Origin of the sequence: Albibacillus kandeliae, from assembly GCF_003116585.1 — a bacterium.
Classification (GTDB): domain Bacteria; phylum Pseudomonadota; class Alphaproteobacteria; order Rhodobacterales; family Rhodobacteraceae; genus Albibacillus; species Albibacillus kandeliae.
Genome location: NZ_QEHM01000004.1, coordinates 220,953 through 246,349, shown reverse-complemented (window position 1 = coordinate 246,349; position 25,397 = coordinate 220,953). Strand labels below are relative to the sequence as shown.

The window sequence follows — 25,397 nt, the reverse complement described above, 5'->3', positions numbered from 1 at the left end:
CACATCGCGATAGGGCCACGGCAGGGCAAGGGAAGCGCACATGATCCTCGGTATCGGGACGGACCTGGCGAACATCGACCGGATCGCGGCGACGCTGGAGCGCTTTGGCGACCGGTTCCGTGACCGCGTGTTCACCGAGATCGAGCAGGCCAAGGCCGAGCGGCGCGCCGATACGCCGGGCACCTATGCCAAGCGCTGGGCGGCCAAGGAGGCCTGCTCCAAGGCGCTGGGCACCGGGCTGCGCATGGGCATCTCGTGGAAGGACATGTCGGTCAAGAACCTGCGCACCGGGCAGCCGGTGATGGAGGTCACGGGCTGGGCCAAGGACCGGCTGGACCAGATGACTCCGCCGGGACACGAGGCGATCATTCACGTCACCCTGACCGACGATCACCCCTGGGCGCAGGCCATGGTGGTGATCGAGGCGCGACCGCTGGCGTCGGCGCCCGCCGAGCCTCAGTAGAGCGTGTAGTCGAAGCTGAACATGTAGTCGCTGACCATGCTGCGGGCGAAGCCCGACAGCGTGACCGAGCCGCCGTCCCAGGCGATGATGGCTGCGGTCTCGTCGCCCATGACGGTCAGATCCTCCCAGGACGAGGGGCCATCGGTGAAGGCGATGGTGTCGAAGTCGCCGTAGAAGTCGAAGTCGTAGATCCGGTCCTGGCCGCTGTTGCCGTCGAAGACGAAGGTGTCGCTGCCGTCGCCGCCCCTGAGGCGGTCGCGGCCGGTGCCGCCGACGAGAACGTCCATGCCGTCGCCGCCCAGCAGCCGGTCGCGCCCGCCTTCGCCGTAGAGGTAGTTGGGAGTGTAGGCGGTGTCGCCATCGCCCGCGATCAGCCAGTCGCTGCCCTTGCCGCCATAGAGCCGGTCGGTTCCGGCGCCGCCGTTCAGCGTATCGTCGCCGCTGCCGCCGTAGAGCCAGTCGTTGCCGCCATTGCCTTGCAGGCTGTCGTCGCCATCGCCCCCGTAGAGCTTGTCGAGACCGGCGCCGCCCTTGAGGATGTCCTCTCCCGCGCCGCCATTGAGCGTGTCGTTGCCCGCCTCGCCCAGCAGCCGGTCATCGCCGCTGCCGCCGAAGAGGTCGTCGCTGCCCTTGCCGCCCTTGAGGATGTCGTCGTGCTGGCCGCCGTAGAGTTCGTCGTCATGCGCGCCGCCATCGAGGGTGTCCTTGCCCTTGCCGCCCGACAGCCTGTCATTTCCGGCACCGCCATAGAGCGTGTCGCGGCCCGCACCGCCGACGAGGTCGTCGTTGCCGCTGAGGCCCTTGAGGATGTCGTTGCCGCCCCGGCCATCCAGCGCGTCGTCATCGCCGGTGCCGCGCATCCGGTTGTCGTGGCCATTGCCGTAGTCGAAGCGCGCGGTGTTCCAGGGCAGGTCGTCCTCGGTCACGTCGGCGTGGTCGATGTAGGTGATCTGGCCCGATGACACGACGCTTTGAAGCTGGTCTTCGAGGATGTCGTACTCGGGGTTGTAGAGGATGGCCGAGATATCGAGCACCTGAACACCGTCGTCCTCGCCGTTGTTGTAGAGGATGAAGCTGGTATCGGTGGCGGCGTTGGTCAGCACCTCGTAGTCGTCGCCACCGGTCTGGATGCGCACCCCGATGGACGAGACGAAATAGGCGTCGTCGATGGCGACCACGAGGGTTTCGCCGTTCAGGGTGACGCCCTCGGCCTCGGTGCCGAAGTTGATGGTCGAGATGTCGGAGCTGTCGAGTCCTTCGAGCGTCAGCGAGGCGGTCGTGGTCATGCCGGTGTGCGGCGTCTCGATGAAGTCGCTGTCATCCATCGCCCCGAAGTAGAGGTAGACCACATCGCCCTCGTAGACGGTGAGGGTGGTGTTGGGGATGGAGAGGTTGACGTAGCCCACGACCGAGGGAACGTCGTAGGTCACCGAGTTGTAGTCGGAGTGAAAGACCTGGGCGAAGATGATCCAGTCCTCGCCGTCGTTCAGGTAGTCTTGAAGATAGCTTGCCATCGCAGCGCCCCGCGGAGTCTTGTCGTCGGGATTTCGATAGCCAGCGGAAGGGCTTGGCCAAAGGATGAATGCGCCCACGGGCGGGTTCCGTCGCGTCAGGCCGGTGTGGAATGCCCGCTTGTCGGGCTGTCCGGAGGCGAGCGGCAACCGGCGGTGGTGCCCGGGCCGGGCGATTGCGTGCAGCCGCGTCGGAGACGGCGGCACATAAGGGGTGGGGCCGCTTTGCCGAGGCGGCAGCCTTCGCCTTGACACCAGCGGGGCACAGCCGCATGTAGCCGGGGTATCCATACCAAGCCCGGAGCGCCGCATGGCCAGCAAAGCCAAACAGGGAAATGCCGTCGTCGAGACGATCAAGACGATCGTCTACGCCCTCTTGATCGCCGGTATCTTCCGCACTCTGTTCTTTCAGCCGTTCTGGATTCCCTCGGGCTCGATGAAGGAAACGCTGCTGATCGGGGATTTCCTCTTCGTCAACAAGATGGCCTACGGCTATTCCTACGCCTCGTGCCCGAGCATCAAGCTGCGCCGGTTCGGGATCGACATCGACGCCGAGGACCTCTGCGGCTGGATGAAGAACGACAACGGCCGGATCATGGGCGGCGATCCCGAGCGCGGCGATGTCGTGGTGTTCCGTCACCCGGTCTCGGGCGTGGACTTCATCAAGCGCCTGATCGGCCTGCCGGGCGATCGCATCCAGGTGCGCAACGGGCTGCTCTACATCAACGACGAGGCGGTGAAGGTGCAGGATGACGGCGTCTTTACCGAGCTGATGGAGGCCCAGGGGCCGGAAGGCAATCCGCCGCGCTGCGCCAACGGGCCGGTGGGCATGGGCGGCGCCTGCGAGAAAGAGCGCCAGATCGAAACGCTGCCGGGCGGGGTGTCGCACAAGATCCTGAACATCGGCAACGAGCCTCTGGACAACACCGGCGTCTACGTGGTGCCCGAGGGCTATTACTTCTTCATGGGTGACAACCGTGACAACTCGACCGACAGCCGCGTTCCGCGCACGGCCGGTGGCGTCGGCTTTGTTCCCTACGAGAACCTGATCGGCCGCGCCGATCGCATCATCTTCTCTTCCGCTGGCCGGTCCATGCTCTACTTCTGGACCTGGCGGGGCGACCGCTTCTTCAAGGGGATCGAGTGAAACTCTCTGCCGAGCTGCGCGCGTTTCAGGACCGGATCGGACATGAGTTTGCCGATCCGGAACTGCTGATCCGCGCGCTGACGCACGGCTCGATTTCCTCTTCGGTGCGGGGCGACAACCAGCGGCTCGAGTTCCTGGGCGACCGGGTGCTGGGGCTGGTGATGGCCACCGCGCTGCTGGAGCAGGACCGCGACGCGACCGAGGGGCAGCTTGCCCCCCGGTTCAACGCGCTGGTGCGCAAGGAGACCTGCGCCGACGTGGCCCGCGAGGTCAGCCTGGGCGACGTGCTCAAGCTCGGGCGGTCCGAGATGATGTCGGGCGGGCGCCGCAAGCAGGCGCTGCTGGGCGATGCCATCGAGGCGGTGATCGCGGCGGTCTACAAGGATGCCGGGTTCGACGCGGCGCAGGGCGTGATCCTGCGGCTCTGGGGCAAGCGCATCGTGAATGTCGAGGAAGACGCGAAGGATTCCAAGACTGCGTTGCAGGAGTGGGCGCAGGCGCGGGGCATGAGCCCGCCGCGCTATGTCCAACTGGCGCGCTCGGGTCCGGACCATGCCCCGGTCTTTACCATTTCGGCCGAGCTGGAAGACGGGAGCAAGGCCGAGGCGACGGCCCGGTCCAAGCGCAATGCCGAGCAGGCGGCGGCTGCCGCGCTGCTGGAAGCCCTGCCCAAGAACTAGGCGGATTCCTTGCAAAAGCGGGATTTCGCGGGGGCCGTTCGCGGCCAGTCCGGTCAAAAGTGTGGGATTTCACATAGCGACAGGATGCTGCCCTAATTTCGTCTCAAACCGATCCTAGCGAATTAACCAAGAGCAATACTGGTTAATCCGCCGCCGGCCTTCGCGCCCCAACGAGCGGGACATCGAGGGCAGGCCAAATGTCTGGCGAAGCGATCCTACTTTCCGGCGACCAGATCGCCACCTATGCGACCACCAAGGTCACCTACGACTCGGACGGCAACACCATCCGCCTCAACGGTTACCAGACCCTCGGCGACTCCGATTCCCGCTACTTTCTCGTCCGCACGCAGGGCGATGGCGATACGGTGACCAACGGCCAGTGGTTCGAGGTGCGCGAGGCGGTGGAGGACGAGAACGGCAATCTCGTTCCGGGCAACGTCGTGCTCTCGGCCAACTACGCGACCCCGGATGGTTACGAGGGGATCTGCGGCGGCGACGACTACCAGATCTTCGGTGTCTTCGGCGGGACCAAGTTCGCGGTGAACCTCGACGGCTTTCCCAAGCAGGGCGGGACCTACACCTTTCCGCATGACACCGATGCCTGCGAACAGGGCGATGGCGAGTTGCAGATGTCCGAGATCTCGGCTGCCAGCCCCGCGACCGCCGTCTGTTTCGCGCGCGGTACGCTGGTCGACACCCCGGAGGGCGAGCGCGCCATCGAAACGCTGCAGCCCGGCGACACGGTGCTGACGGCCGATCACGGGGCGCAGGTGATCCGCTGGATCGGCAGCACCCGCGTCCGCCTGCACGCACGTAACCGGCACCTGCGGCCGGTGACCATCCGTGCCGGCGCCCTCGGGCGGGGCCTGCCGGCCCGCGATGTGACGGTCTCGCCCGCGCATCAGGTGGTGATCGGCGGCGGAGCGCTGGAGCTGCACCTCGGCACCGGCGAGGCGCTGGCGGCGGCGCGCTTTCTCGAGAACGGTTCGACCATCGCCCGCGACGACAGCGCGGCAGAGGTCGAGTACTGGCACATCGTCTTCGACCGGCACGAGATCGTCTTTACCTCTGGTCTCGCGACCGAGAGCTTCCACCCGGGCGGCTATGCGCTGACCGCCCTTGGGCAGGCGCAGCGGCAGGAGCTGATCGAGCTGTTTCCCGAATGGTCGGAGCGCAATGCCCCGGCCTATGGCGAGACCGCGCGCCCCGTCCTGCGCCGCTTCGAGGCCCGTGCCCTGCCCGAGATGCTGGCGGCCTGAGGGCGCCGCTCTGCGCTCTGGTGCCGGGCGGGTAAATCCTGTATGGGCTGCCCGGTCAAACCCCGGGATAGAACCATGACCACAAGAGCCGGCTTTGTCGCCCTGATCGGCGAGCCCAACGCGGGCAAGTCCACCCTGCTGAACCGCATGGTGGGCGCAAAGGTGTCCATCGTCACCCACAAGGTGCAGACCACCCGCGCCCGCATCCGCGGCGTCGCGATGGAGGGCGAGAGCCAGATCGTCTTTGTCGACACGCCCGGTCTGTTCCAGCCGCGCCGCCGGCTCGACCGCGCGATGGTCGCCGCCGCATGGGGCGGGGCCTCGGACGCCGATGTGATCGTGCTGATGGTCGAGGCCCACCGGGGCATCACCGACGGGGTGGAGCGCATCCTCGAGGGGCTGGCCGATGTCGGGCAGGGCCGCAAGGTCGCGCTCGCCATCAACAAGATCGACCGGGTGCCGTCCGAGGCGCTGCTGGGCCTGACCAAGGACCTGAACGACCGCTACGCCTTTGCCGAGACCTTCATGATCTCGGCCGAGAAGGGCTATGGTGTCGATGCATTGCGCGAATGGCTGGCGGGCGAGCTGCCCGAGGGGCCGTGGCTTTATCCCGAGGACCAGATCGCCGACCTGCCGATGCGCATGATCGCCGCCGAGATGACCCGCGAGAAGCTGACGCTGCGCCTGCATCAGGAACTGCCCTACCAGATGACGGTCGAGACCGAGAACTGGGAAGAGCGCAAGGACGGCTCGGCCCGCATCGACCAGGTGATCTACGTGGTGCGCGACGGGCACAAGGGCATCGTGCTGGGCCACAAGGGCGAGACCATCAAGGCGGTGGGCAAGGCCGCGCGGGAAGAGATGGAAGAGTTTCTCGGGCGCAAGGTGCACCTGTTCCTGCAGGTGAAGGTGCGCCCGAACTGGCTGGAAGAGGCCGAGCGTTATTCCGAGATGGGGCTCGACTTCAAGGATGGGAACTGAGCCCTTGGGCCTCTTTCCCCTGCAAGTGCTCAAGCCCCGCGCCCGATGACCCGCCTGACCTCCGAGTTCTGGGTGCAGGCCTATCTGACCCGCCTGCGACTGACCGATATCCCGGCCTTTGTCACCGCCCACGGCGACAACACGGCGGGCGCCGTGCTGGTCAAGCTCAACACGCTGGACGGGCAGGCGGTGGCCTTCCAGCGCAGTTTCGACCTGATGAGCGGCGACCGCACCTGGGTGGAACTGGCCAGGGGCGCGGAACGGGATGTGGACGAGGCAATCCGCCGTCAGCGCGGGTTCGACCCGGACCTCTGGGTCATCGAGGTCGAGGATCGCGCCGGGCGCCACCTGCTGGACCAGCCGGGCCTCGCTGACTGACCCCTTGGCATTCCGCCCGCGCTGGTGTGACATGCGCCGGAGCACGGCGGAGACGACATGGACTGGCGCGATCACGGCATCCTTCTGAGCGTAAGGCGCCACGGCGAGACCTCGGCCATCATCGAGGTCTTTACCGAGGGCCACGGACGCCACGCGGGCGTGGTGCGCGGTGGCACCAGCCGCAAGGCCGCCCCGGTGTTGCAGCCGGGCAGCCAGCTTGACGTGGAATGGCGCGCGCGGCTGGAGGACCACATCGGGACCTTTCGGGTCGAACCCCTGCGCAGCCGCGCCGCCGCCGCCATGTCGGGCCGCCTCGCGCTCTCCGGCCTGAACGCGGTCTGCGCCCTGCTGGGCTTCGCGCTGGGCGAACGCGAGACGCACCCGGCGCTCTACACCCGCACCGAGCGCCTGCTGGACCTGCTGGGGCAGGACGAGGTCTGGCCGCTGGCCTATCTGAAGTGGGAACTGGCGCTGCTGGAGGAACTGGGCTTCGGCCTAGACCTCAGCCGTTGCGCCGCCACGGGGGTGAACGACGAGCTGATCTACGTCTCGCCCAAGTCGGGCCGCGCCGTCTCGCGCCACGGGGCGGGGGAATGGGCCGACCGTATGCTGCCGCTGCCCGCCTTCCTGCGCGACGAGGGGCCGGCGACGGATGAGGCGATCTCCGAGGGCTTTCGCCTGTCTGGGCATTTCCTCGAGAACCGGCTCGCGCCCGCGCTGGGGCACAAGCCCCTGCCGGAGGCGCGGGCGCGCTTCGTGGAGGCGTTTCAGCGGACCCTCTGACGGCGCGCGTGGGGAGGCTGCGGGATTTGAGTATTTAACGAGAAAAGATGAATAAGGGTCATCCTTCCATCTTTTCTCTTCAAATACTCACCTGCGCGACCGTGCCGCGCAGGCGACGATCAGGCCAGCAGGCGGCGGGCGATCACCTGCGCCTGGATCTCGGCAGCACCTTCGAAGATGTTCAGGATGCGCGCGTCGCAGAGCAGGCGGGAGATCTTGTACTCCAGCGCGAAGCCGTTGCCGCCGTGGATCTGCAGCCCGTTGTCTGTCGCCGCCCAGGCGACGCGGGCGCCGAGGAGCTTGGCCATGCCGGCCTCGAGATCGCAGCGGTGGCCGTGGTCCTTTTCCCATGCCGAGAAGTAGGTGAGCTGGCGCGCCACCATGATCTCGACCGCCATCATCGCGAGCTTGCCCGAGACGCGGGGGAATTCGATCAGGGCCTTGCCGAACTGCTTGCGGTCGAGCGCGTATTGCATCGCGGTATCCAGCGCCGACTGGGCCACGCCGATGGCGCGGGCGGCGGTCTGGATGCGGGCGCTTTCGAAGGTTTCCATGAGCTGCTTGAAGCCCTTGCCCTCCTCGCCGCCGAGCAGGTTCTCGCCCTTGACCTTGAAGTTGTCGAAGCCGAGTTCGTATTCCTTCATGCCGCGGTAGCCCAGCACCTCGATCTCACCGCCGGTCATGCCTTCGGTGGGGAAGGGGGCCTCGTCGGTGCCGGGGATCTTCTCGGCGAGGAACATCGAGAGGCCGCGGTGGTCCTTGCTGTCGGGATCGGTGCGGGCCAGCAGGGTCATCACGTGGGTGCGGGCCGCATGGGTGATCCATGTCTTGTTGCCGGTGATGGCATAGTCGCCGTCCGCGCCCTTGACCGCGCGGGTGCGCAGCGAGCCGAGGTCGGAGCCGGTGTTGGGCTCGGTGAAGACGGCCGTGGGCAGGATTTCTCCCGAGGCGATCCGGGGCAGCCACTGGGCTTTTTGCGCGTCGGTGCCACCGCAGAGGATCAGCTCGGCCGCGATCTCGGAGCGGGTGCCGAGCGAGCCGACGCCGATGTAGCCGCGCGAGAGTTCCTCGGAGACCACGACCATCGACGCCTTGGAGAGGCCGAAGCCGCCGAGGTCCTCGGGGATGGTCAGGCCGAAGACGCCCATCTCGGCCAGTTCGCCGATCACCTCCATCGGGATCAGCTCGTCCTTGAGGTGCCACTCGTGGGCGAAGGGTTCGACCTTGTCGATGACATAGCGGCGGAACTGCTCGCGGATCATCTCGAGTTCTTCGTCGAGGCCGGAGGCGCCGACGGTGATGTTGGCGGCCTGTTCCTGCATCAGCGCGACGAGACGGGTGCGCGCGGCCTGGCTGTTGCCCCGGCGGGCGAGCGTGGTCACCGCCTCGGCGGACAGCGGGGCCAGCGCCTCGGGGGCGACGCCGATGTCGCCGAGCCGGATGATCTCGCCCTGGCTCATGGGGATGCCGCCGATGATCTGGGCGAGGAATTCGCCGAAGGCGATCTGGTGGATCAGCTGCTCGATCTCGCCGAACTTGCCCTCGGCGGAGAGCTTCTCGGCCCACTTCTGCATCTGCCGCAGGCTCTCGGCGTAGGTGGCCAGCCACGAGAGGCCGTGCGCCGCCGTCTGGTTGGCCTCGATCAGCCCGGCGGAGACCTTGCCGTCGCGGCTCACGGTGGCGCGGAGCGCTTCGCGCGCCGCTTCGAAGACCTGTTCCACCGGCGCGACTGCGGCGCCCGTGAGGCTGAGCAGGTCGGGGAGGAGAATGGCGGCGTCCTGGGGCAAGTCCTGACCGTCGTGGGGCATGAATCGGCTCCTTGTCTGATGTCGTCCGGTCCTAATCCCTTCGCAGGTGCAGCGCAACAAAAATACCCATGATAATCTCTGCAAGACCGAAAGTTACGCAGTGATTTTTGCCGTGCAGCCGCCGGGGAGGGTGATATGAGGAGGGAATGAGCAGTTTCCTGACCTTTCTGAGCCCTGTCGAGCTGGGCTTTGCCGTTCTCGTCGTGCTGGTGGCCGGGGTGGTCAAGGGCATGGTGGGCTTTGCCATGCCGATGATCATGATCTCGGGGCTGAGTTTCTTCCTGCCGCCGGAACTGGCGCTGGCGGGGCTGCTGTTTCCCACCGTGGCGACCAACGGGTTCCAGGCGCTGCGGCAGGGCGCGGCGGCGGCCTGGGAGTCGATCGTGCGGTTCCGGCTGTTCCTGATCGTGGGCGGCGTGCTGCTGCTCTCCAGCGCCCAGCTGGTGCGGGTGCTGGAGCCCGACACGCTGCTGGTGATGATCGGGGGGCCGGTGGTCTTCTTCGCGGTGATCCAGTTGCTGGGCCTGCGCCTGCGGCTGTCGTCGCGCAGTGCGGTGGTCGAAGGGCTGGTGGCCTCGGTCGCGGGGTTCGTCGGTGGCATGTCGGGGATCTGGGGGCCGCCGACGGTGATGTACCTGACCGCGCTCGACACGCCCAAGGACGAGCAGATGCGCGTGCAGGGGGTGATCTACGGCCTGGGCGCGGTGATGCTGGTGGCGGCGCATATCGGGTCGGGTGTGCTGACCACGGCGACGGCGCCCTTCTCGGCGCTGATGGTGGTGCCGGCGCTGGTGGGGATGTGGGTCGGCGGGCGTTTGCAGGACCGGATCGACCAGGCGACCTTCCGCAAGGCGACTCTGGCGGTGTTGCTGATCGCGGGGCTCAACCTGCTGCGGCGCGGGCTGATGGGCTGATCAGCTGCCGAGGTAGCCGATGCAGCCGTTGGCGATCTCGGGCAGGGCCTCGGCCGGGACCACTTCGAAATTCACGCTGTAGAGCACGTCGCCCGCGTAGACGGCGGTGAGCGTCCAGGTGCCGGTCACCAGTTCCTCGGGGAGATCGAAGCTGTAGGCGTTGATCGAGGCGTCGGAGCCTCCGAGGGTGGTGTAGTAGGTCTGGTGGCTGGTGCCGGACTCGGTGAAGGCCGGGTGGGTAAGCTCGATCATCACCGGCCAGAGGCTCTCGGCATCGTGGGTCATGGTGCGGACCCCGAAGGAGATGCCGGGCGCGGCCGGGATCACGTGGCCGGGCCAGCGGATCTCGGGCGTTCCGTCGATCAGGTCGATCTTCTTGGCGGCGGTGTCGGGGGCCGGGACCTCGCCCACCGAGGGGCGCTGGCAGAAGGCGCCGAAGGTGATCGTGAGGCGGCTGGCGTCATACTGCGCGGCGTTGTCCCCGTTGGCGTCGGCCAGGGCCGGTGCGGGCAGCAGCAGGAGGGCGGAGAGGACGAAAGCGCGCATGGCGCCAAGTGGCCTGTTGCATGGGCGCGAGTCAAGCGGCGGATGGTGCGGCATGGGCGGGTGGTGGCCGGTTGTCCCGGCGGGAGCGCCCGCCGGGACCGGTGGTGTGCGAGCGCCTAGTGGGCGAGCATCGCGTCGACGATGTCTTCGGGGCTGAGGGCGGAGGGGTAGTAGGTGGGCCAGTTGGTCACTTCCTCCAGCAGCGCGGCGCGGTCATCGCCCCAGTAGAGGTGGTAGTGGTCGGCCTGCGCCGGGGCGATGCGGTGGTCGCTGAACTGGATGAAGGCGGGCGCGGCGGCATCGCCCCCGGTCTTGGCAAAGATGAAGCGGACGCCTCGGTTGCCCTTCTTGTAGGTCAGGACTTCGTAGCCGTCATGGGCATAGTGGCCGACCAGCGGGGTGCCGTTCTGGTAGAAGGTCACCGTGTCGCCCTCGATGGTGATCCGCTCGACGCCGGTGCGGTAGCCGACCTCGTAGTAGGCGCGGTAGTCTTTGGCGGACATCGTGCCGCTGTCGGCCTTGTGCGCCATGACCGGGGCGAGCGTGCCGTCCATCAGCAGCGGGTACACCGATTGCCAGTCGCCCTGCCAGTCCGCGAGGGGGCGGTCGGCGATCTGGTCGTCGTTGAAGTAGCCCTTGTAGATCGACGCCTGGTCGCCGTGGTCATGAGTGTGATCGTGGGCGTGGTCGTGAGTATGATCGTGGGCCTTGTCGCTGGCGTTGGCCGCGCCGGCGGCCATCAGGAGGGCGATCGACAGGGCCCGGGCAGCCGGGGAGATGACGGAGTGCAGCATTCTGAACCTCTTCGCTTGGGCATCCATGATTCGTTATGTTATAACGTAACAATCATGGAGCTACGCGAGATCGGCGCAGGGCGCAAGGCGGGCGAGGGCGAATGCAAGTCGCAGGAGTGCAACGAAAAACGCCCCCGGAAACCGGGGGCGTCATGGTCGTTGCGCGGTGTCGTGGGCTTAGCCGATGGCGGCGGCCTTCACGTCATCGTCGATGTAGGGAACGTACTGTTCGAAGTTGTCGGCGAACATCTGGACCAGCTTGGCGGCCTGCCTGTCGTAGCCTTCCGGGTTGCCCCAGGTGCGGCGCGGGTCGAGCAGGACCTGCGGCACGCCCGGCACGTCGACCGGGACATCGAAGCCGAAGTTCGGGTCCTTGCGGAATTCGACCTCGGCCAGGGTGCCGTCGAGCGCTGCGGTCAGCAGGCTGCGGGTGGCCTTGATCGGCATCCGGTTGCCGGTGCCGTAGGCGCCGCCGGTCCAGCCGGTGTTGACCAGCCAGCAGGTCGCGCCGTGCTGGGCGATCTTGTCGCGCAGCAGGTTGCCGTAGACCTCGGGGCGACGCGGCATGAAGGGCGCGCCGAAGCAGGTGGAGAAGGTCGGCTCGGGCTCGGTCACGCCGCGCTCGGTGCCGGCCACCTTGGAGGTGAAGCCCGACAGGAAGTGGTACATGGCCTGCGCCGGGGTCAGCCGCGCGATCGGGGGGAGAACCCCGAAGGCGTCGCAGGTCAGCATGATGATGTTCTTGGGGTGGCCGCCAAGCGCGGTGGACGACGCGTTGGAGATGTACTCCAGCGGGTAGGCGCAGCGCATGTTGGCGGTCAGCGAGTCATCGTCGAAGTCGAGTTCGAAGGTCTCGGGATCGAAGATCATGTTCTCGATCACGGTGCCGAACTTCTCGGTGGTCGCGTAGATTTCCGGCTCGGCTTCCTCGGAGAGGTTGATGGTCTTGGCGTAGCAGCCGCCCTCGAAGTTGAAGGTGCCACGGTCGGACCAGCCGTGCTCGTCGTCGCCGATCAGCACGCGCTCGGGGTCGGCCGAGAGGGTGGTCTTGCCGGTGCCGGAGAGGCCGAAGAAGATCGCGGTGTCGACCGGGTTGCCGACCGCGTGGTTGGCCGAGCAGTGCATCGGCATGATGCCCTTCTCGGGCAGCAGGTAGTTCAGCAGGGTGAAGACCGATTTCTTGTTCTCGCCCGCGTATTCGGTGCCGCCGATCAGGATCAGCTTGCGGTCGAAGTTCAGCGCGATGACGGTATCGGTGCGGCAGTCGTGCTTCTTGGGGTCGGCCTTGAAGCTCGGGCAGTTGATGATGGTGAAATCGGCGGTGAATTCGTCGAGGTCGGCCAGCTCGGGGCGGCGCAGCAGGTGGCGGATGAACAGCCCGTGCCAGGCCAGTTCGGTCACCATGCGCACGTCGATGGAATTCGCCGGATCAGCGCCGCCGACGAGATCCTGGACGTAGTAGTCGCGGCCCTTCATGTGCTCGAGCATGTCGGTGTAGAGGGCGTCGAAGCCTTCCGGCGACATTTCTGCGTTGTTTTCCCACCAGATCTTGTCGGCGACCGAGTCGGTCTTGACCACGTGCTTGTCCTTGGGGGACCGGCCGGTGAACTTGCCGGTGGTGACCAGCAGCGCCCCGCCCTTGCCGAGCGTGCCCTCACCGCGCTTCAGCGCTGCTTCGACCAGGGCCGGCTCCATGAGATTGTAATAGACATTGCCCAGGCCCTCGATCCCCTGATCTTCGAGGCGAAAGTTCGGGTTTACCCGTCCAGATGTCATGTGTGTATTCTCCTTTGGCGGCGCAGGCCGGTTCGTTGCACGCGAGCGGTGCCGGTGCCGCGCCTCATAACATGTCGTTTTAAAGTATGAACAGGACGCTTTGTTGCAGTTAGCGCAACCAAGGCAAACTTTAGCGCAACCATCTGGAGGGGCTGCCTAACGCCGGAGTCGGAACTGCGACAATTCAGCCAATCCTAACACTTTTTTGCCAGTTTCGAAAGCGAACGCACGGGCGATTCGCAGTTAAGGATTGATTCGAATGGCCAAAGAGGCGATGAATATCCAAAAAATAGCGATATACAGAGCAGAATAGGGGCATTCGATGTCTAAAATCGCGTTGGTCGACGACGACAGGAACATCCTGACGTCCGTTTCCATGACTCTCGAGGCCGAGGGCTTCGAGGTCGAGACCTACAACGACGGGCAGGCGGCCCTTGACGCCTTTAACAAGAAGCTGCCGGACATGGCCGTGCTCGACATCAAGATGCCGCGCATGGATGGCATGGATCTGCTGCAGCGCCTGCGCCAGAAGACCCAGATGCCGGTGATCTTCCTGACCTCGAAGGACGACGAGATCGACGAGGTTCTCGGCCTGCGCATGGGGGCCGACGACTACGTCAAGAAACCCTTCTCGCAGCGTCTGCTGGTCGAGCGCATCCGCGCCCTGCTGCGCCGCCAGGAAGCGGTCGAGGGCGACGCCACCGGCACCGGGCCCGAGGCCAAGGTGATGGAGCGGGGGCACCTGCGGATGGACCCGCTGCGCCACTCGGTCAGCTGGAAGGGCCGGGACGTGTCGCTGACCGTGACCGAGTTCCTGCTGCTGCAGGCACTGGCCCAGCGGCCCGGCTTCGTGAAGTCGCGGGACCAGCTGATGGACGTGGCCTATGACGACCAGGTCTACGTCGACGACCGGACCATCGACAGCCATATCAAGCGGCTCCGCAAGAAGATGCGCAGCGCCGACGACGACTTCTCGGCGATTGAGACGCTTTACGGCATCGGCTACAGGTACAACGAAGAATAGAAAGCTCGAATGAGCATCGCCGAAAGGACTTTTGTGCGTGATACCGTGAGTTCTCCGGCTGACCGTGGGGACAATAACGATGTTGTTCTGGGCGACGACTGGGTCGCCCCCCAGAGCACGGTAGCGGCTGAACTGCGCCACAAGAGGGCGCGGCGGAACTTCTTTTCCCTGAAGGGATCGCCGCTTACCCGCAAGATCATCATGTTCAACCTGATCGCGCTGGTGATCCTGACGGCAGGCATCCTGTACCTCAGCGACACCCGCGACAGCCTTGTGACCCAGCGCGCCAACGCGCTGGTGGGCGAGACCGGACTGGTCGCCAACGTCTTTGAGGTCCAGCTGGCCGAGGGGACCCAAGGCGATCTCGGGCGGGATCTGGGCGCGACCGCGCAGGCCACGCTGGACGGGCTGAGCCTGCGCAACGGTGTCGAGGTCTTTGTCTTCGACGCCAGCGGCGCGCAGACGGCCCGCATCATCGGGAGCGACGAGGGGCGGCGGCTGACCGCGCTGACGCGCGAGCCGGCGGGTCCGACGATCATCACCGATGGGCTGTCCAAGGTATGGGACGGCGTTTCGTCGGTGCTGGCGCCCAAGCGCAAGGTCGCGCCGGAACCGCTGGAAGCGCAGCTGCAACGGCTGAGCGTGCAGGCGATGGAGAACGCCTCCATGCTGGAAGTCGGGCTCGACACGCCGGGCGGTACCGTGCTGTCGGTCACCGCGCCGATCCTGGTGGACGGCAAGCCGGTCGGCGTTGTCGCCATGGCCAGCCGCTCGGGCGAGATCGACGCGCTGGTGCGGGGCGAGCGCGAGCGCGTCCTGCAGATGTTCATCGTGGCGATCCTGGTGTCCATCGGGCTGAGCCTCGTGCTGGCCTCGACCATCGCCAACCCGCTGGCGGACCTCGCCGAGGCTGCGGAGCTGGGCCGCGACCGCGATGGCGGCAAGGTCACGCCGGGCCGCATCCGCATTCCCGACCTTTCGGCCCGTCCGGACGAGATCGGCCGCCTTAGCCGGGCGCTGCGCGGCATGGTTTCGGCGCTCTACAACCGGATCGACGGGAACGAGCAGTTCGCGGCGGACGTGGCGCATGAGATCAAGAACCCGCTGGCGAGCCTGCAGTCCGCGGTCGGCACCCTGCGGCTGGTGACCCGCGAGGATCAGCGCGAGAAGCTGCTGAACGTCATCGAGCATGACGTGCGCCGGCTGGACCGGCTGGTCAGCGACATCTCCAACGCCTCGCGGCTGGACGCGGAACTGGTCAAGGAGGAGGAGGAATCCTTCGACCTGCTGGTGATGCTGAACAACCTGAACCAGTACCTGAGCGAGGACGCGCTGGCGCGGGGGATCGACTATATCACCGACATGCCCAAGGGCCCGATCATGGTGCACGGGCTGGAGGCGCGGCTGGCGCAGGTCTTTGTCAACCTGATCACCAACGCCATCAGCTTCTGCGGCGAGGGCGACGCCATCCGGGTCTGGGTGCGCAAGCGCGAGAACCGGGTGCTGGCGGTGGTCGAGGACACCGGGCCGGGCATTCCGGACCAGGCGCTGAACAAGGTCTTCAAGCGGTTCTATTCCCAGCGCCCGGAAGAGCATTTCGGAAACAACTCGGGCCTTGGCCTCGCGATCTCCAAGCAGATCGTCGAGGCGCATGGCGGGGTGATCTGGGCCGAGAACATCCGCCCGACCGATGCCGACATCAACTCCGACCCGCTGGGCGCGCGCTTTGTCGTGGGCCTGCCGGTCTGACAGGAGCGCAGGGGCCCGCCGGAGCGGACCCCGCAGCCGATCATGACGCGCGAGACCATCCTTCATGCGAGCTGTGTCGCCCTTGGCGGGCGCGCGGTGCTGATCATGGGGGCCAGCGGCAGCGGCAAGTCGGGCCTGGCCCTTGCGCTGATGGGGCTTGGCTGTGGCCTTGTCGCGGACGACCGGGTGGTGATCCGGAGCGAGGGCGAGGCGCCCGTCGCCGATGCCCCGGAGCCGATCCGGGGCGTGATCGAGGCGCGCGGGATCGGTCTGCTGAACGCAGCTCCCGCCGGGCCGGCGCGGGTGGTGCTGGCGGTGGATCTTGACCGGACCGAGACGGCCCGGATGCCGCAAGCGCGAAATTTTGATCTCGCCGGGCACCCTATCCCCTTGCTTCTGCGGGTGGATGGCCCCCATTTTCCCTATGCCGTCCTTCAGTATCTGAAGGCCGGCAGATGGGAAGACACGTGATGCAGCCGCAAGCCACCCGGGAGAAACTCGTGCTGGTGACCGGGCCCTCGGGCGCCGGACGCTCGACCGCGACCCATGTTCTCGAAGACCTCGGGTTCGAAGCCATCGACAACCTGCCGCTGGGGTTGCTGCCGCGCCTGCTGGAAGGCGGGCGGACCGACCGCCCGCTGGCGCTGGGCATCGACGCGCGCAACCGCGACTTTTCGACCGCCGGGCTGATCGAGGCCATCGACACCCTGCGCCGCAGGCCCGAGTTCGACGTGACGGTGCTCTATCTCGACTGCCAGACCGAGGTGCTGCTGCGCCGCTTCTCCGAGACCCGGCGCCGCCATCCGCTGGCCCCGGCGGAGAGCCCGGAAACCGGCGTCGCCCGCGAACTCGACCTGCTGGCACCGGTGCGCGACCGGGCGGACACGCTGATCGACACATCGGAGCTGAACGTCCACGAACTGCGCGCCGAGATCGAGCAGTGGTTCGCGCCGGACAAGGCCGGACGGCTGGCGGTGTCGCTCCATTCGTTTTCATACAAACGGGGCCTGCCGCGCGGAATCGACATGGTGTTCGACTGCCGGTTCCTGAACAATCCCTACTGGCGCCCCGAATTGCGCGCGCTGGATGGACGGGACGAGACGGTGGCCGCCTATGTCGGTGCAGACCCCCGATTCCCGCCGTTTTACGAGAAAGTGCTGGATCTGATCCGTTTCCTGCTGCCGGCTTATGTCGACGAGGGAAAGTCGCACCTGTCGATCGCCTTCGGGTGTACCGGCGGGCAACACAGGTCTGTTGCACTTGCAGAAACCCTGGCCAAGGCCCTTGCGGAGGATGGTCAGCAAGTGTCAATTAGGCATCGCGAGCTGAAAGCTCCACGTGGTTGATGAGAGCAGGCCGTGATCGGGATCGTTATCGTTGCACATGGTGGGTTGGCCAAGGAGTACCTGGCCGCCATCGAGCATGTGGTGGGCAAGCAGCCCGGCATGGTGGCGATCGCGATCGAACCGGAGCATGACCGCGCGGCCAAGGAACGCGAAATCTGCGAGGCCGCGGATGCGGTCGACAGCGGCGACGGCGTTGTGGTGGTCACCGACCTCTTCGGCGGGTCGCCCTCGAACCTGAGCCTGCTGGCCTGCCGCCCCGATGACAGGCGCATCCTGTACGGGGCCAATCTTCCCATGTTGATCAAGCTGGCGAAAAGCCGCCAGCAGCCGGTGGGCGACGCTGTGCGCTCGGCGATGGATGCCGGTAAGAAGTACATCAATACCCAGAATGTGAGCCACGATTAGGCTCCCCGAGCAGAAACGACTGAACATGACCCACAAGACCCTGAAAATCGTCAATGAAAAGGGTCTCCACGCCCGCGCCTCTGCCAAGCTGGTCGAGGTGGTGGAGGCTTTCGACGCCCAGGCCGAGGTCTCGAAGGACGGGCTTTCCGCCTCCGGCGACAGCATTATGGGACTTTTGATGTTGGCAGCGTCCAAGGGAACCTCTATTGACGTGGCAACGTCGGGACCGGATGCAGAGGCCCTGGCAAGTGCCATCGAAGCCTTGGTGGCAGACAGGTTCGGCGAAGGGATGTAATCTGTCCCGCAGGCCGGACAGCGTTGAAACGGGAATGGGGTATCCCTGTGGTAGACCGCTTTCATGACAGCTCACCCATATTGACCGGTTCCGAGAGCGAGGACCTGGTCGAGTTCAAGACCTACGACCGGGCGACACTGTCTTATGCATCGACCTTCGAGGAGCCTTGGAAGCGGAACGTGATCCGCTCCATCGAGGCGCTGACGGGCAAGATGACCATCATCCGCCTGATCCGGAAGTTCGAGAAGCGCGGCGCGCCGCGCGGGCAGGCTTTCTGGCGGGCCTGTCTGGACGTGATGGGAATCGACCTCACGACCCCGGACTACCAGCTGGCGCGCATTCCGAAGGAAGGCCCGGTGATCGTCGTGGCGAACCACCCGCACGGGATGGTCGATGGCATGATCTTCGGCGACCTGATCGGCCGGGTGCGGCTGGACTACAAGATCCTGACCCGCTCGCTGCTGACCGCCATCGACGACGTGGCCGGCAGCTTCATGATCCCCGTGCCGTTCCCGCACGACCCGGATGCGCAGCGCAAGGGCGTCGCCATGCGGGCGGAGGCCATGCAGCACCTGAAGGACGGCGGGCTGGTCGCGCTGTTCCCCTCGGGCGTCGTGGCGCATTCGAAGGGCTGGTGGGGCCCGGCGGTCGAGGCCGAGTGGAACGTCTTTACCGCCAAGATGATCCGTCGTTCGGGCGCGACCGTGGTGCCGATGAAGTTCCCCGGCGCCAACTCGCGCGCCTACCAGATCGCCAATCAGGTGTCGCCGCTGCTGCGGCAGGGGCTGCTGTTGCACGAGATCGTGCATTCGCTGAACAAGCCGCAGGGGCCCATCGTGGGCGACCCGATCCCGCAGGAGACCATCGACCGCTACGCGGACGATCCGCGCGGGTTCATGGCCTACCTGCGTGAACATACCCTCGGTCTTACCGACTGAGGAGGCGCACGGCGGTCAGTCCGCCGTGCTGGCCCGCCCCCTCGACAGCCGCGCCCGCAGGCCGGGCAGGAAGACCGAGGCGAGGAAGATCAGGCTGATCACCATGAACACCGCGCTGATCGGGCGTTCGAAGAAGATCAGGATGTTTCCCTTCGACAGCAGCATGGCGCGACGGAAGTGCTCTTCGAGCAGCGGCCCGAGGATGAAGCCGAGCAGCACCGGCGTTGCCGGGAAGCCGGTGCGCCGCATGACGTAGCCGATGATCCCGAAGCCGAGCACCACGAAGATGTCGAACACGTTGTTGTCGGCGGAGTAGACGCCGAGGCAGATGAAGATCAGCACACCGGGGTAGAGCAGGTGGTAGGGGATCGTCAGCAGCTTTACCCAGAGCCCGATCAGCGGGATGTTCAGCACCAGCAGCATCAGGTTGCCGACCCAGAAGCTGATGATCAGACCCCAGAACATCTGGGGCTGGTCGTTGATCAGGTTGGGGCCGGGCGTGATGCCGTGCAGGATCATCGCGCCGAGCAGGACGGCGACCACCGCGTCGCCGGGGATGCCGAGGCTGAGGGTGGGAATGAAGGCGGCCTGCACCGAGGCGTTGTTGGCGGCCTCGGGTGACGAGATGCCCTCCAGCGCGCCGTTGCCGAAGCGCTCGGGCGTCTTGGAGATGCGTTTCTCGACCGCGTAGGCCATCAGCGAGGCGATGCCGGGGCCGGTGCCGGGCAGCGCGCCGATGAACGAGCCGATGCCGGTGCCACGCAGGGTGGGCCACCAGATCTGTTTCCACTCGGAGCGGTTGGGCCACATGTCGGCAAAGCGGATCTTGCCGACCTTGTGCAGCACGCCCTGCGGCTGGCCGATGTTGGCGATGATCTCGGCCACGCCGAAGAGGCCCATGGCGACGGCGACGAGGCTGAAGCCGTCGGCCAGTTCGAGGATGCCGAAGGTATAGCGGAACTGACCGGTGTTGATGTCCGTCCCGACCTGCCCGAGGGCGAGGCCGAAGACCACCATCGCCAGCGCCTTGAAGGGCGAGCCGAGGGTCATGGTGGAGGCGGCGACGAGGCCGAGCAGGATCACGGCGAAATACTCGGCCGAGCCGAATTCGAGCGCGAACTCGGCAATGACCGGGGCAAAGCCCATGACCAGCACGATGGCGAGCGACGAGCCGACGAAGCTGTTGACGGCGGTGACGAAGAGCGCGAGCGGGGCCTTGCCCTGCTGCGCCAGCGGGTAGCCGTCGAGACAGGTGATGGCCGCCGTGGCGGTGCCGGGCAGGTTCAGCAGGATCGAGGCGGTGGAGCCGCCGTACTGGGCGCCGTAGAAGATGCCCGCGAGCATGATCAGCGCATCGGTCGGGTCGATGTAGTAGGTCAGCGGCAGCGCCAGCGAGATGGCGGCCAGGGCGCCGATCCCGGGCAGCACGCCGACGAAGGTGCCAACGGTCACGCCGATGAAGCAGAACATCAGGGTGTGCCAGCTGAGGGCCGTCTGAAGGCCGATCTGGATGCCGTGCCAAAGGTCCATCAGGAGGCTCCGAACGCGCGAATGGGAAGGCCGAGGCCCCAGATGAAGACGGCGGTGCCGAAGAACGCCATGAAGGCCGCGACGACCGCCATCATGATCCAGTCGTTGTCGCGCTCTCCGAGGGCGGCGGTGCCGATCAGCAGGAGCGAGGCCGGAACGTAGCCGATGCGTTCGACGAGGAACGCGAAGAGCAGGATGCCGGCGGAAGTGCAGAGCACGGCGCGCCATGCGAAGGGCTCACGATCCTCGGGGGGCAGGGCGGCGCGGGCCTCGACCATCACGCCGACGCCGAGGGCCGCGAGGATCAGGGCGATCACGAGGGGGAAGAAGCCCGGTCCGGGCCGCAGCAGCGACCCCAGCGGGTAGGTGACGGCGACCGAGGCCATGGCGAGGCCAAAGGCGACGACGGTGAGACCGGGGAGGTATCGGGTGAGGGAGGGCTTGGGCAATTTCCGCTCCGGAACGGGCAGGACGGGGGACGGCATGGGCCGGCGCATGGGGGACGCCGGCCCGCTGTGGCGGGCAGGTTAGTTCTTCAGACCTGCTGCATCCACGACTTTCGTCCACTTCTCGACTTCGGAGGCGATGAAGGTCTTGGACTCGGCGGGCGGCATACCCTCGACGAGGAAGCCGCGCTCCTTGAACAGGGCCTGAAGGTCATCGCTGGCCACCGCGTCGGAGATGGCGCCGTAGAGCTTGTCGAGCACCTCGGGCGGGGTGCCCGCCGGGGCGAAGATGCCCTGCCACGAGAAGGCGGCGTAATTGGTCAGCCCGGCTTCGGCCATCGTCGGCACGCCTTCGAGCAGGTAGTGCTCCTTGGTTCCGGTCACCGCCAGCGGACGGAGCCGCCCGGCCTTGACGTATTCCGAGGTCACGAGGATGTCGCCGAACATGGAGTCGATCTGGCCGCCCAGCAGGTCCTGCAGGGCCGCGGCGCTGCCCTTGTAGGGGACGTGCACCAGCTTGGTGCCGGATTCGAGACCGAAGAGCTCGGCCGCCATGTGCATCGAGGTGCCGACGCCCGGGGTGCCGTGGGTGAAGGTCTCGGGGTTTTCCTTGGCGTAGGCGATGACGTCCTCGACCGAGGTGTAGGGGCTCTCTGAGTTCACCACGAGGACCAGCGGCGAGGAGATCACGATGCTGACCGGGTCGAAGTCCTCGGTCGGGCTGTAGGGCAGGTCGTCGCGCAGCGCGGCGCTGATGGCGTTCGAGCCGGTGACGCCCATCAGCAGGGTATAGCCGTCGGGGTCGGACTGGGCGACGTAGTTGGCGCCCACGGTGCCGCCCGCGCCGCCGCGGTTCTCGACTACGACGGGCTGGCCCAGCGGGCCCGAGATGGCCTCGCCGATCTTGCGCGCCAGCAGGTCGGTGGAGCCGCCCGGCGGGAAGGGCACGACGATGGTGATCGGTTTCTCGGGGTAACCCTGGGCCTGTGCGGCGGGGCCGGCGAACGTGGCTGCCAGGGCGAGCGCGCCAAGGCCGAAGCCCTTGATCAGGTTGCGCATTTGCAAGTCTCCTTTTCTCTCCTGTTGGTCATGCTGGTCCTTGTTGCGGACCACTATGGTCTTTGGGTCGTCAGCGGTAGCCGCACCTTACGCGGCGCGGCCAAATCGGAAGCGGTCGGGGCGGAATGGCGCGAGATCGACCAGCGGCGCACGTCCGGCAACCAGGTTGGCGATCTCGCGGCCGGTGGTGGCGCCCCCGCACATGCCCACGTGGCCGTGGCCGAAGCCGAGCCAGGCGTTTTCGACGCCGGGGGCGGCGCCGATCACCGGCATCGAGTCGGGCATGCAGGGGCGGTGGCCCATCCAGGCCGAGTAGTCGGCCCCGTTGAGCTTGGGGAACATGGTCTTGCCAACCGAGAGCAGCGACTCGGCGCGGCGGTAGTTCGGCGGGGCCTTGAGCCCGGCGAGTTCCACGGTGCCTGCCAGCCGCAGGCCCATCGACATCGGGTTGACCATGATGTTCTGCTCGACCGCCATCACGTTGCGGCCAAGCGAAACGCCGGGATTGCGCACCGTGACATGGTAGCCGCGCTGGGATTCGAGCGGGACGCGGGTGCCGAGCATCCGCGCCAGCGCGCCAGACCATGCGCCCGCCGCGACGACGACGCCATCGACGTCGAGATCGGGGCCGCCGTCGGTTTCGATGGCGTCGATGCGCCCGCCCTTGCGGCGAAAGCCGGTGACCGAGGCGCGCAGGTGGCTTGCGCCGTCCTCCATCGCCTGCCGGTAGATCGCCTTGACGAGGCCCGAGGGGTCAGGGGTCGAGCCGTTCTCGGGCGCGAATTGTCCGAAGCCGAAGAGGCCGCGCAGGTCGGGCTCCATCTCCCACAGTGCTTCGCTGTCGAGTTCCTCCATCTCGACCCCGAGACTGCGGCGCAGGTTCGCGCCCCAGGACCAGCGCTGGGCGGACTGGCGCGAGGAATAGACGTAGAGGCAGCCGTCGCGGCGCATCAGGCTGGTCGCGCCCGCGCGTTGCAGCAGCGGCAGGTAGGCGTCGAAGACCGGCAGCAGCAGGCCGCGCATGGCGGTGGCGATCCGCGTGACCTCCTTTTCGTTGGCGTAGCGCAGGAACTGCATCAGCCAGGGCAGGACGGTCGGGAGGTAGTGGGTGCGGATGACCAGCGGGCCGTCCGGGTCCAGCAGCCACTTGGGCACCTTCTTCCACATGCCGGGCATCGCGACCGGAAGCACGGCGCTGGGGGAGAGCGAGCCGGCATTGCCGAAGGAACAGGCCTCGCCGGCCTCCTTCGGGTCGATGAAGGTCACCCGGTGGCCGTCGCGCTGGAGCCAGCCAGCGGTGGTGACGCCGACGATTCCGGTTCCGATTATTCCGATGTGCATTGCTGGGGCAGGTCTCGCGGCCGTTCGTGGGAGGGATCACGAGGATTGTTTAATGCATGAAAGGTTAATACAAACGAAATGATCTTACCGAGTCATAAGGTTTGCTGATGACACTGTCCGTCAGACAGATCCGCGCCTTTCAGGAAGTCGCCGAGGCCGCGAGTTTCACCGGGGCGGCGGAACGGCTGAACCTGACCCAGTCGGCGGTCAGCATGCTGATCCGGCAGCTGGAGGAAGAGCTGGGCATCCCCCTCTTCGTGCGCACAGGGCGGGGGGCGCGGCTGACCGAGTTCGGTATCCAGATACGGCCGACCGTGCTGCGCGTGCTGGCCGACTTGCAGAACATCACCGACGGGGCCGCCGACCTGCGCTCGCTGCGGCGGGGGCATCTGCGGATGGCCGTGCCGCAGATGCTAGGCTGTTGCTGGCTGCCGCCGGTGCTGGCCGCGTTCCGCAGCCGGTTTCCCGATGTCGGGGTCAGCGTGCTGGACACCACCGGCGACCGCGTGGTGCAGGCTGTGGCGGATGGCGATGCCGAGATCGGCATCGGGCCGGAGCGGCCGCTGGCGAACGGGGTCGCCGGATCGTTCATGTGGAACGTTCCGATGCAGGTGGTCGTCTCGAGCCAGTCCGAACATGCCCGCCACGACCGCGCGCCGGGGCTGGAGGAGCTGGGGCAGGCGCGGTGGATCCACTACTCGGACGATTTCAGCAACCTGCTGGTGCGCACGATTCTGACCCAGCATCAGGAATTCGGGCAGCAGGACATGCGGGTGCGGGGGATGACGACCGCGCTGGCGCTGGTGGCGACGGCCGAGTTCATGACCGTGGCGCCGGGCTATGCCAGCCTGTTCGAAGAGACCTTTGGTGTGCGGTTCCTCGATTTCGAAGGACCGGCCTCGCGCCGGACCTTCCTGCAGTACAGCCGCGATGGGCACGAGCTGTCTCCGGCGGCGCAGGCCTTCCTCGACATTGCCCGGTCGGCGGGCCCCAGGGGCGCCCGCGCCAGAGATTGACCGGGCGCGCCCGGTCTTTCGGTCAGAGGAGGAAGTCGTCCGCCCCGAGGGTGAGCGTGCCGTCGAGCGTGATGGTGAAATCGGCCGTGCCGTCGCCATCGGTGTCGCCCGCCACGAAGGTCTGGCCCGCGTCGGACCAGACTCGCAGTTCGCGGACGCTGCCCGAGAAATCGTCGTCGCCGATCAGGCGGAAGGACTGGTCGCCGCCCTTGGCCTCGTTGGCGTCGATCGCGCTGAGGTCGATGATATCGCCCTGCTTGCTGCGGAAATCGGTGATGGTGTCGCCATCGGCCTGTGCGGCGGAGGAGAAGATGAAGGTATCGGCCCCCTTGCCGCCGGTCAGCGTGTCGGCGCCCTGACCGCCGTTGAGCCTGTCGTCTCCGGCGCCGCCGTTCAGGATATCGCGGCCGTTGCCGCCGAGCAGACGGTCGTTGCCATTGCCGCCGGCCAGCCTGTCGTTGCCGCCGCCCCCGTTCAGGGTGTCGTTGCCCGCGTTGCCGAAGAGCCGGTCGTTGCCTGCGTTGCCGTAGAGCTTGTCGGCACCGCCGCCGCCATAGAGACGGTCGTTCCCGGCATCGCCATAGAGCCTGTCGTTGCCGCCGTTGCCCGAGAGCGTGTCGTCGCCGCCCTTGCCGTGCACCACGTCGCCGAAGCGGGTGCCCGAATAGGTGTCGTCGCCAGTGGAGCCGGTCACGTTGTGGGCCTCGGACCAGATCACGTCGTAGATCGGGTCGGGGTCGGCCTCGGTTCCGTCGAGGCCGCCGCCCATCATGCCGGCGACGATCTCGTGGACGTCCCCGGCCACCCCGGCGGCGTTCTGGATGTTCAGACCCGAGATGGTGATGATGTCGGACATGTCGGTGACCAGCCCGTCCTCGAGCGCGAGGTCGCTGGTGGATTCGTCCCAGGCGTCGCCGAGCGTGCCGATGTGGATGGTCTCGATGGTGCCGCTGACGGTGTGGTTGGCGAAGGTGTAGTAGAAATCGGCCCCTTCCAGCAGCACCACGCGGGTGTCCTCCTCCTCGCCTTCGGTGGGGGTGTCGAGGTGCAGGATCTGGGTGGTCTCGTCGCTGCCGTCCTCTTCGAGGAAGACCGGCATCTGGTAGGGGGTGAAGTCCTCGAAGAACGAGACCAGCTCGGCGTTGAAGTCGACGCCCTCGCCGGTTTCGGCATCGGCGGTCAGTTTGATCTTGATGGTCATGGCATGT

The 25,397-nt window shown here is 66.6% G+C and carries 26 protein-coding genes; 16 read left to right on the top strand and 10 right to left on the bottom strand.

Annotated elements, in window-relative coordinates; genetic code table 11:
* The first annotated feature begins 40 nt into the window (after positions 1 to 40).
* Positions 41 to 463 carry a holo-ACP synthase gene (acpS, locus tag DDT93_RS11860; RefSeq protein WP_109466058.1) on the top strand — a complete coding sequence of 141 codons (423 nt, stop codon included), beginning with the start codon at positions 41 to 43 and terminating at the stop codon, positions 461 to 463.
* Here the strand turns inward: acpS and DDT93_RS11855 are convergent.
* Entirely contained in the window at positions 457 to 1,977 is a 1,521-nt protein-coding gene (locus DDT93_RS11855; RefSeq protein WP_109466057.1) for a calcium-binding protein, read from the bottom strand. The two genes, acpS and DDT93_RS11855, sit on opposite strands and share 7 nt — an antisense overlap.
* Positions 1,978 to 2,284: 307 nt before the next feature.
* Between DDT93_RS11855 and lepB the strand changes: the two genes are divergently transcribed.
* From lepB to recO, 6 genes are all read left to right on the top strand, one after another.
* Positions 2,285 to 3,121, top strand: a complete 837-nt coding sequence (gene lepB, locus DDT93_RS11850) for a signal peptidase I (RefSeq protein WP_109466056.1) — start codon at positions 2,285 to 2,287, stop codon at positions 3,119 to 3,121.
* On the top strand, positions 3,118 to 3,801 hold the full coding sequence (gene rnc, locus DDT93_RS11845; RefSeq protein WP_109466055.1) for a ribonuclease III: 684 nt from the start codon (positions 3,118 to 3,120) through the stop codon (positions 3,799 to 3,801). The genes lepB and rnc overlap by 4 nt, the downstream gene beginning before the upstream one ends.
* Positions 3,802 to 3,998: 197 nt before the next feature.
* On the top strand, positions 3,999 to 5,060 hold the full coding sequence (locus DDT93_RS11840; RefSeq protein WP_109466054.1) for a Hint domain-containing protein: 1,062 nt from the start codon (positions 3,999 to 4,001) through the stop codon (positions 5,058 to 5,060).
* 75 nt (positions 5,061 to 5,135) lie between these two features.
* Positions 5,136 to 6,041, top strand: coding sequence for a GTPase Era (gene era / locus DDT93_RS11835; RefSeq protein ID WP_109466053.1), 906 nt, complete (start codon positions 5,136 to 5,138; stop codon positions 6,039 to 6,041).
* A gap of 45 nt (positions 6,042 to 6,086) precedes the next feature.
* Entirely contained in the window at positions 6,087 to 6,419 is a 333-nt protein-coding gene (locus DDT93_RS11830) for a DUF1491 family protein (RefSeq protein WP_109466052.1), read from the top strand.
* Between the two features lie 57 nt (positions 6,420 to 6,476).
* Complete coding sequence (gene recO, locus DDT93_RS11825; protein ID WP_109466051.1) at positions 6,477 to 7,202, top strand: DNA repair protein RecO; 726 nt, start codon at positions 6,477 to 6,479, stop codon at positions 7,200 to 7,202.
* 119 nt (positions 7,203 to 7,321) lie between these two features.
* Here the strand turns inward: recO and DDT93_RS11820 are convergent, their stop codons facing one another.
* Positions 7,322 to 9,010, bottom strand: a complete 1,689-nt coding sequence (locus tag DDT93_RS11820; RefSeq protein WP_109466050.1) for an acyl-CoA dehydrogenase family protein — start codon at positions 9,008 to 9,010, stop codon at positions 7,322 to 7,324.
* Positions 9,011 to 9,156: 146 nt separating this feature from the next.
* On the opposite strand from DDT93_RS11820, the gene DDT93_RS11815 reads away from it, so the two are divergent.
* Positions 9,157 to 9,924, top strand: coding sequence for a sulfite exporter TauE/SafE family protein (locus DDT93_RS11815; RefSeq protein ID WP_109466049.1), 768 nt, complete (start codon positions 9,157 to 9,159; stop codon positions 9,922 to 9,924).
* Here the strand turns inward: DDT93_RS11815 and DDT93_RS11810 are convergent, their stop codons facing one another.
* The 3 genes from DDT93_RS11810 to DDT93_RS11800 form a co-directional block, all read right to left on the bottom strand.
* Positions 9,925 to 10,470, bottom strand: a complete 546-nt coding sequence (locus DDT93_RS11810) for a DUF3859 domain-containing protein (RefSeq protein ID WP_157960156.1) — start codon at positions 10,468 to 10,470, stop codon at positions 9,925 to 9,927.
* A gap of 116 nt (positions 10,471 to 10,586) precedes the next feature.
* Entirely contained in the window at positions 10,587 to 11,264 is a 678-nt protein-coding gene (locus tag DDT93_RS11805) for a ZinT family metal-binding protein (RefSeq protein ID WP_109466047.1), read from the bottom strand.
* A gap of 177 nt (positions 11,265 to 11,441) precedes the next feature.
* Entirely contained in the window at positions 11,442 to 13,040 is a 1,599-nt protein-coding gene (locus DDT93_RS11800) for a phosphoenolpyruvate carboxykinase (protein WP_109466046.1), read from the bottom strand.
* A 322-nt stretch (positions 13,041 to 13,362) separates the two neighbouring features.
* On the opposite strand from DDT93_RS11800, the gene DDT93_RS11795 reads away from it, so the two are divergent.
* From DDT93_RS11795 to DDT93_RS11765, 7 genes are all read left to right on the top strand, one after another.
* Positions 13,363 to 14,064 carry a response regulator transcription factor gene (locus DDT93_RS11795; RefSeq protein WP_109466045.1) on the top strand — a complete coding sequence of 234 codons (702 nt, stop codon included), beginning with the start codon at positions 13,363 to 13,365 and terminating at the stop codon, positions 14,062 to 14,064.
* A 9-nt stretch (positions 14,065 to 14,073) separates the two neighbouring features.
* Positions 14,074 to 15,813, top strand: coding sequence for a sensor histidine kinase (locus DDT93_RS11790; RefSeq protein ID WP_109466044.1), 1,740 nt, complete (start codon positions 14,074 to 14,076; stop codon positions 15,811 to 15,813).
* Positions 15,814 to 15,855: 42 nt separating this feature from the next.
* Positions 15,856 to 16,284, top strand: coding sequence for an HPr kinase/phosphorylase (locus tag DDT93_RS11785; RefSeq protein ID WP_109466043.1), 429 nt, complete (start codon positions 15,856 to 15,858; stop codon positions 16,282 to 16,284).
* The gene (gene rapZ / locus DDT93_RS11780) at positions 16,284 to 17,159 is read left to right on the top strand and encodes an RNase adapter RapZ (protein ID WP_198654828.1); all 876 of its coding nucleotides are present in this window, start codon (positions 16,284 to 16,286) and stop codon (positions 17,157 to 17,159) included. The genes DDT93_RS11785 and rapZ overlap by 1 nt, the downstream gene beginning before the upstream one ends.
* Before the next feature lie 12 nt (positions 17,160 to 17,171).
* On the top strand, positions 17,172 to 17,564 hold the full coding sequence (locus tag DDT93_RS11775) for a PTS sugar transporter subunit IIA (protein ID WP_109466041.1): 393 nt from the start codon (positions 17,172 to 17,174) through the stop codon (positions 17,562 to 17,564).
* Between the two features lie 25 nt (positions 17,565 to 17,589).
* On the top strand, positions 17,590 to 17,859 hold the full coding sequence (locus tag DDT93_RS11770) for an HPr family phosphocarrier protein (protein WP_109466040.1): 270 nt from the start codon (positions 17,590 to 17,592) through the stop codon (positions 17,857 to 17,859).
* Positions 17,860 to 17,939: 80 nt separating this feature from the next.
* Positions 17,940 to 18,797 carry a lysophospholipid acyltransferase family protein gene (locus DDT93_RS11765; RefSeq protein ID WP_232825441.1) on the top strand — a complete coding sequence of 286 codons (858 nt, stop codon included), beginning with the start codon at positions 17,940 to 17,942 and terminating at the stop codon, positions 18,795 to 18,797.
* Positions 18,798 to 18,812: 15 nt separating this feature from the next.
* On the opposite strand, the gene DDT93_RS11760 is transcribed toward DDT93_RS11765, so the two are convergent.
* The 4 genes from DDT93_RS11760 to DDT93_RS11745 all read right to left on the bottom strand — a co-directional run bounded on the left by DDT93_RS11760 (position 18,813) and on the right by DDT93_RS11745 (position 23,173).
* Positions 18,813 to 20,327, bottom strand: a complete 1,515-nt coding sequence (locus tag DDT93_RS11760) for a tripartite tricarboxylate transporter permease (protein ID WP_109466039.1) — start codon at positions 20,325 to 20,327, stop codon at positions 18,813 to 18,815.
* The gene (locus DDT93_RS11755; protein ID WP_157960155.1) at positions 20,327 to 20,776 is read right to left on the bottom strand and encodes a tripartite tricarboxylate transporter TctB family protein; all 450 of its coding nucleotides are present in this window, start codon (positions 20,774 to 20,776) and stop codon (positions 20,327 to 20,329) included. Before DDT93_RS11755 ends, DDT93_RS11760 begins: the two co-directional genes overlap by 1 nt.
* A 78-nt stretch (positions 20,777 to 20,854) precedes the next feature.
* Positions 20,855 to 21,832 (bottom strand): Bug family tripartite tricarboxylate transporter substrate binding protein, encoded by a 978-nt coding sequence (locus tag DDT93_RS11750; protein WP_109466037.1) that lies wholly within the window; start codon positions 21,830 to 21,832, stop codon positions 20,855 to 20,857.
* Between the two features lie 87 nt (positions 21,833 to 21,919).
* A complete protein-coding gene (locus tag DDT93_RS11745; protein ID WP_109466036.1) occupies positions 21,920 to 23,173 on the bottom strand; it encodes an NAD(P)/FAD-dependent oxidoreductase in 1,254 nt (417 codons plus the stop codon).
* A 107-nt stretch (positions 23,174 to 23,280) separates the two neighbouring features.
* Here DDT93_RS11745 and DDT93_RS11740 point away from each other — a divergent pair, with 107 nt between their 5' ends.
* The gene (locus DDT93_RS11740; RefSeq protein WP_157960154.1) at positions 23,281 to 24,189 is read left to right on the top strand and encodes a LysR family transcriptional regulator; all 909 of its coding nucleotides are present in this window, start codon (positions 23,281 to 23,283) and stop codon (positions 24,187 to 24,189) included.
* A 22-nt stretch (positions 24,190 to 24,211) separates the two neighbouring features.
* On the opposite strand, the gene DDT93_RS11735 is transcribed toward DDT93_RS11740, so the two are convergent.
* Positions 24,212 to 25,390 (bottom strand): calcium-binding protein, encoded by a 1,179-nt coding sequence (locus DDT93_RS11735; RefSeq protein ID WP_109466034.1) that lies wholly within the window; start codon positions 25,388 to 25,390, stop codon positions 24,212 to 24,214.
* Between the last annotated feature and the right edge of the window lie 7 nt (positions 25,391 to 25,397).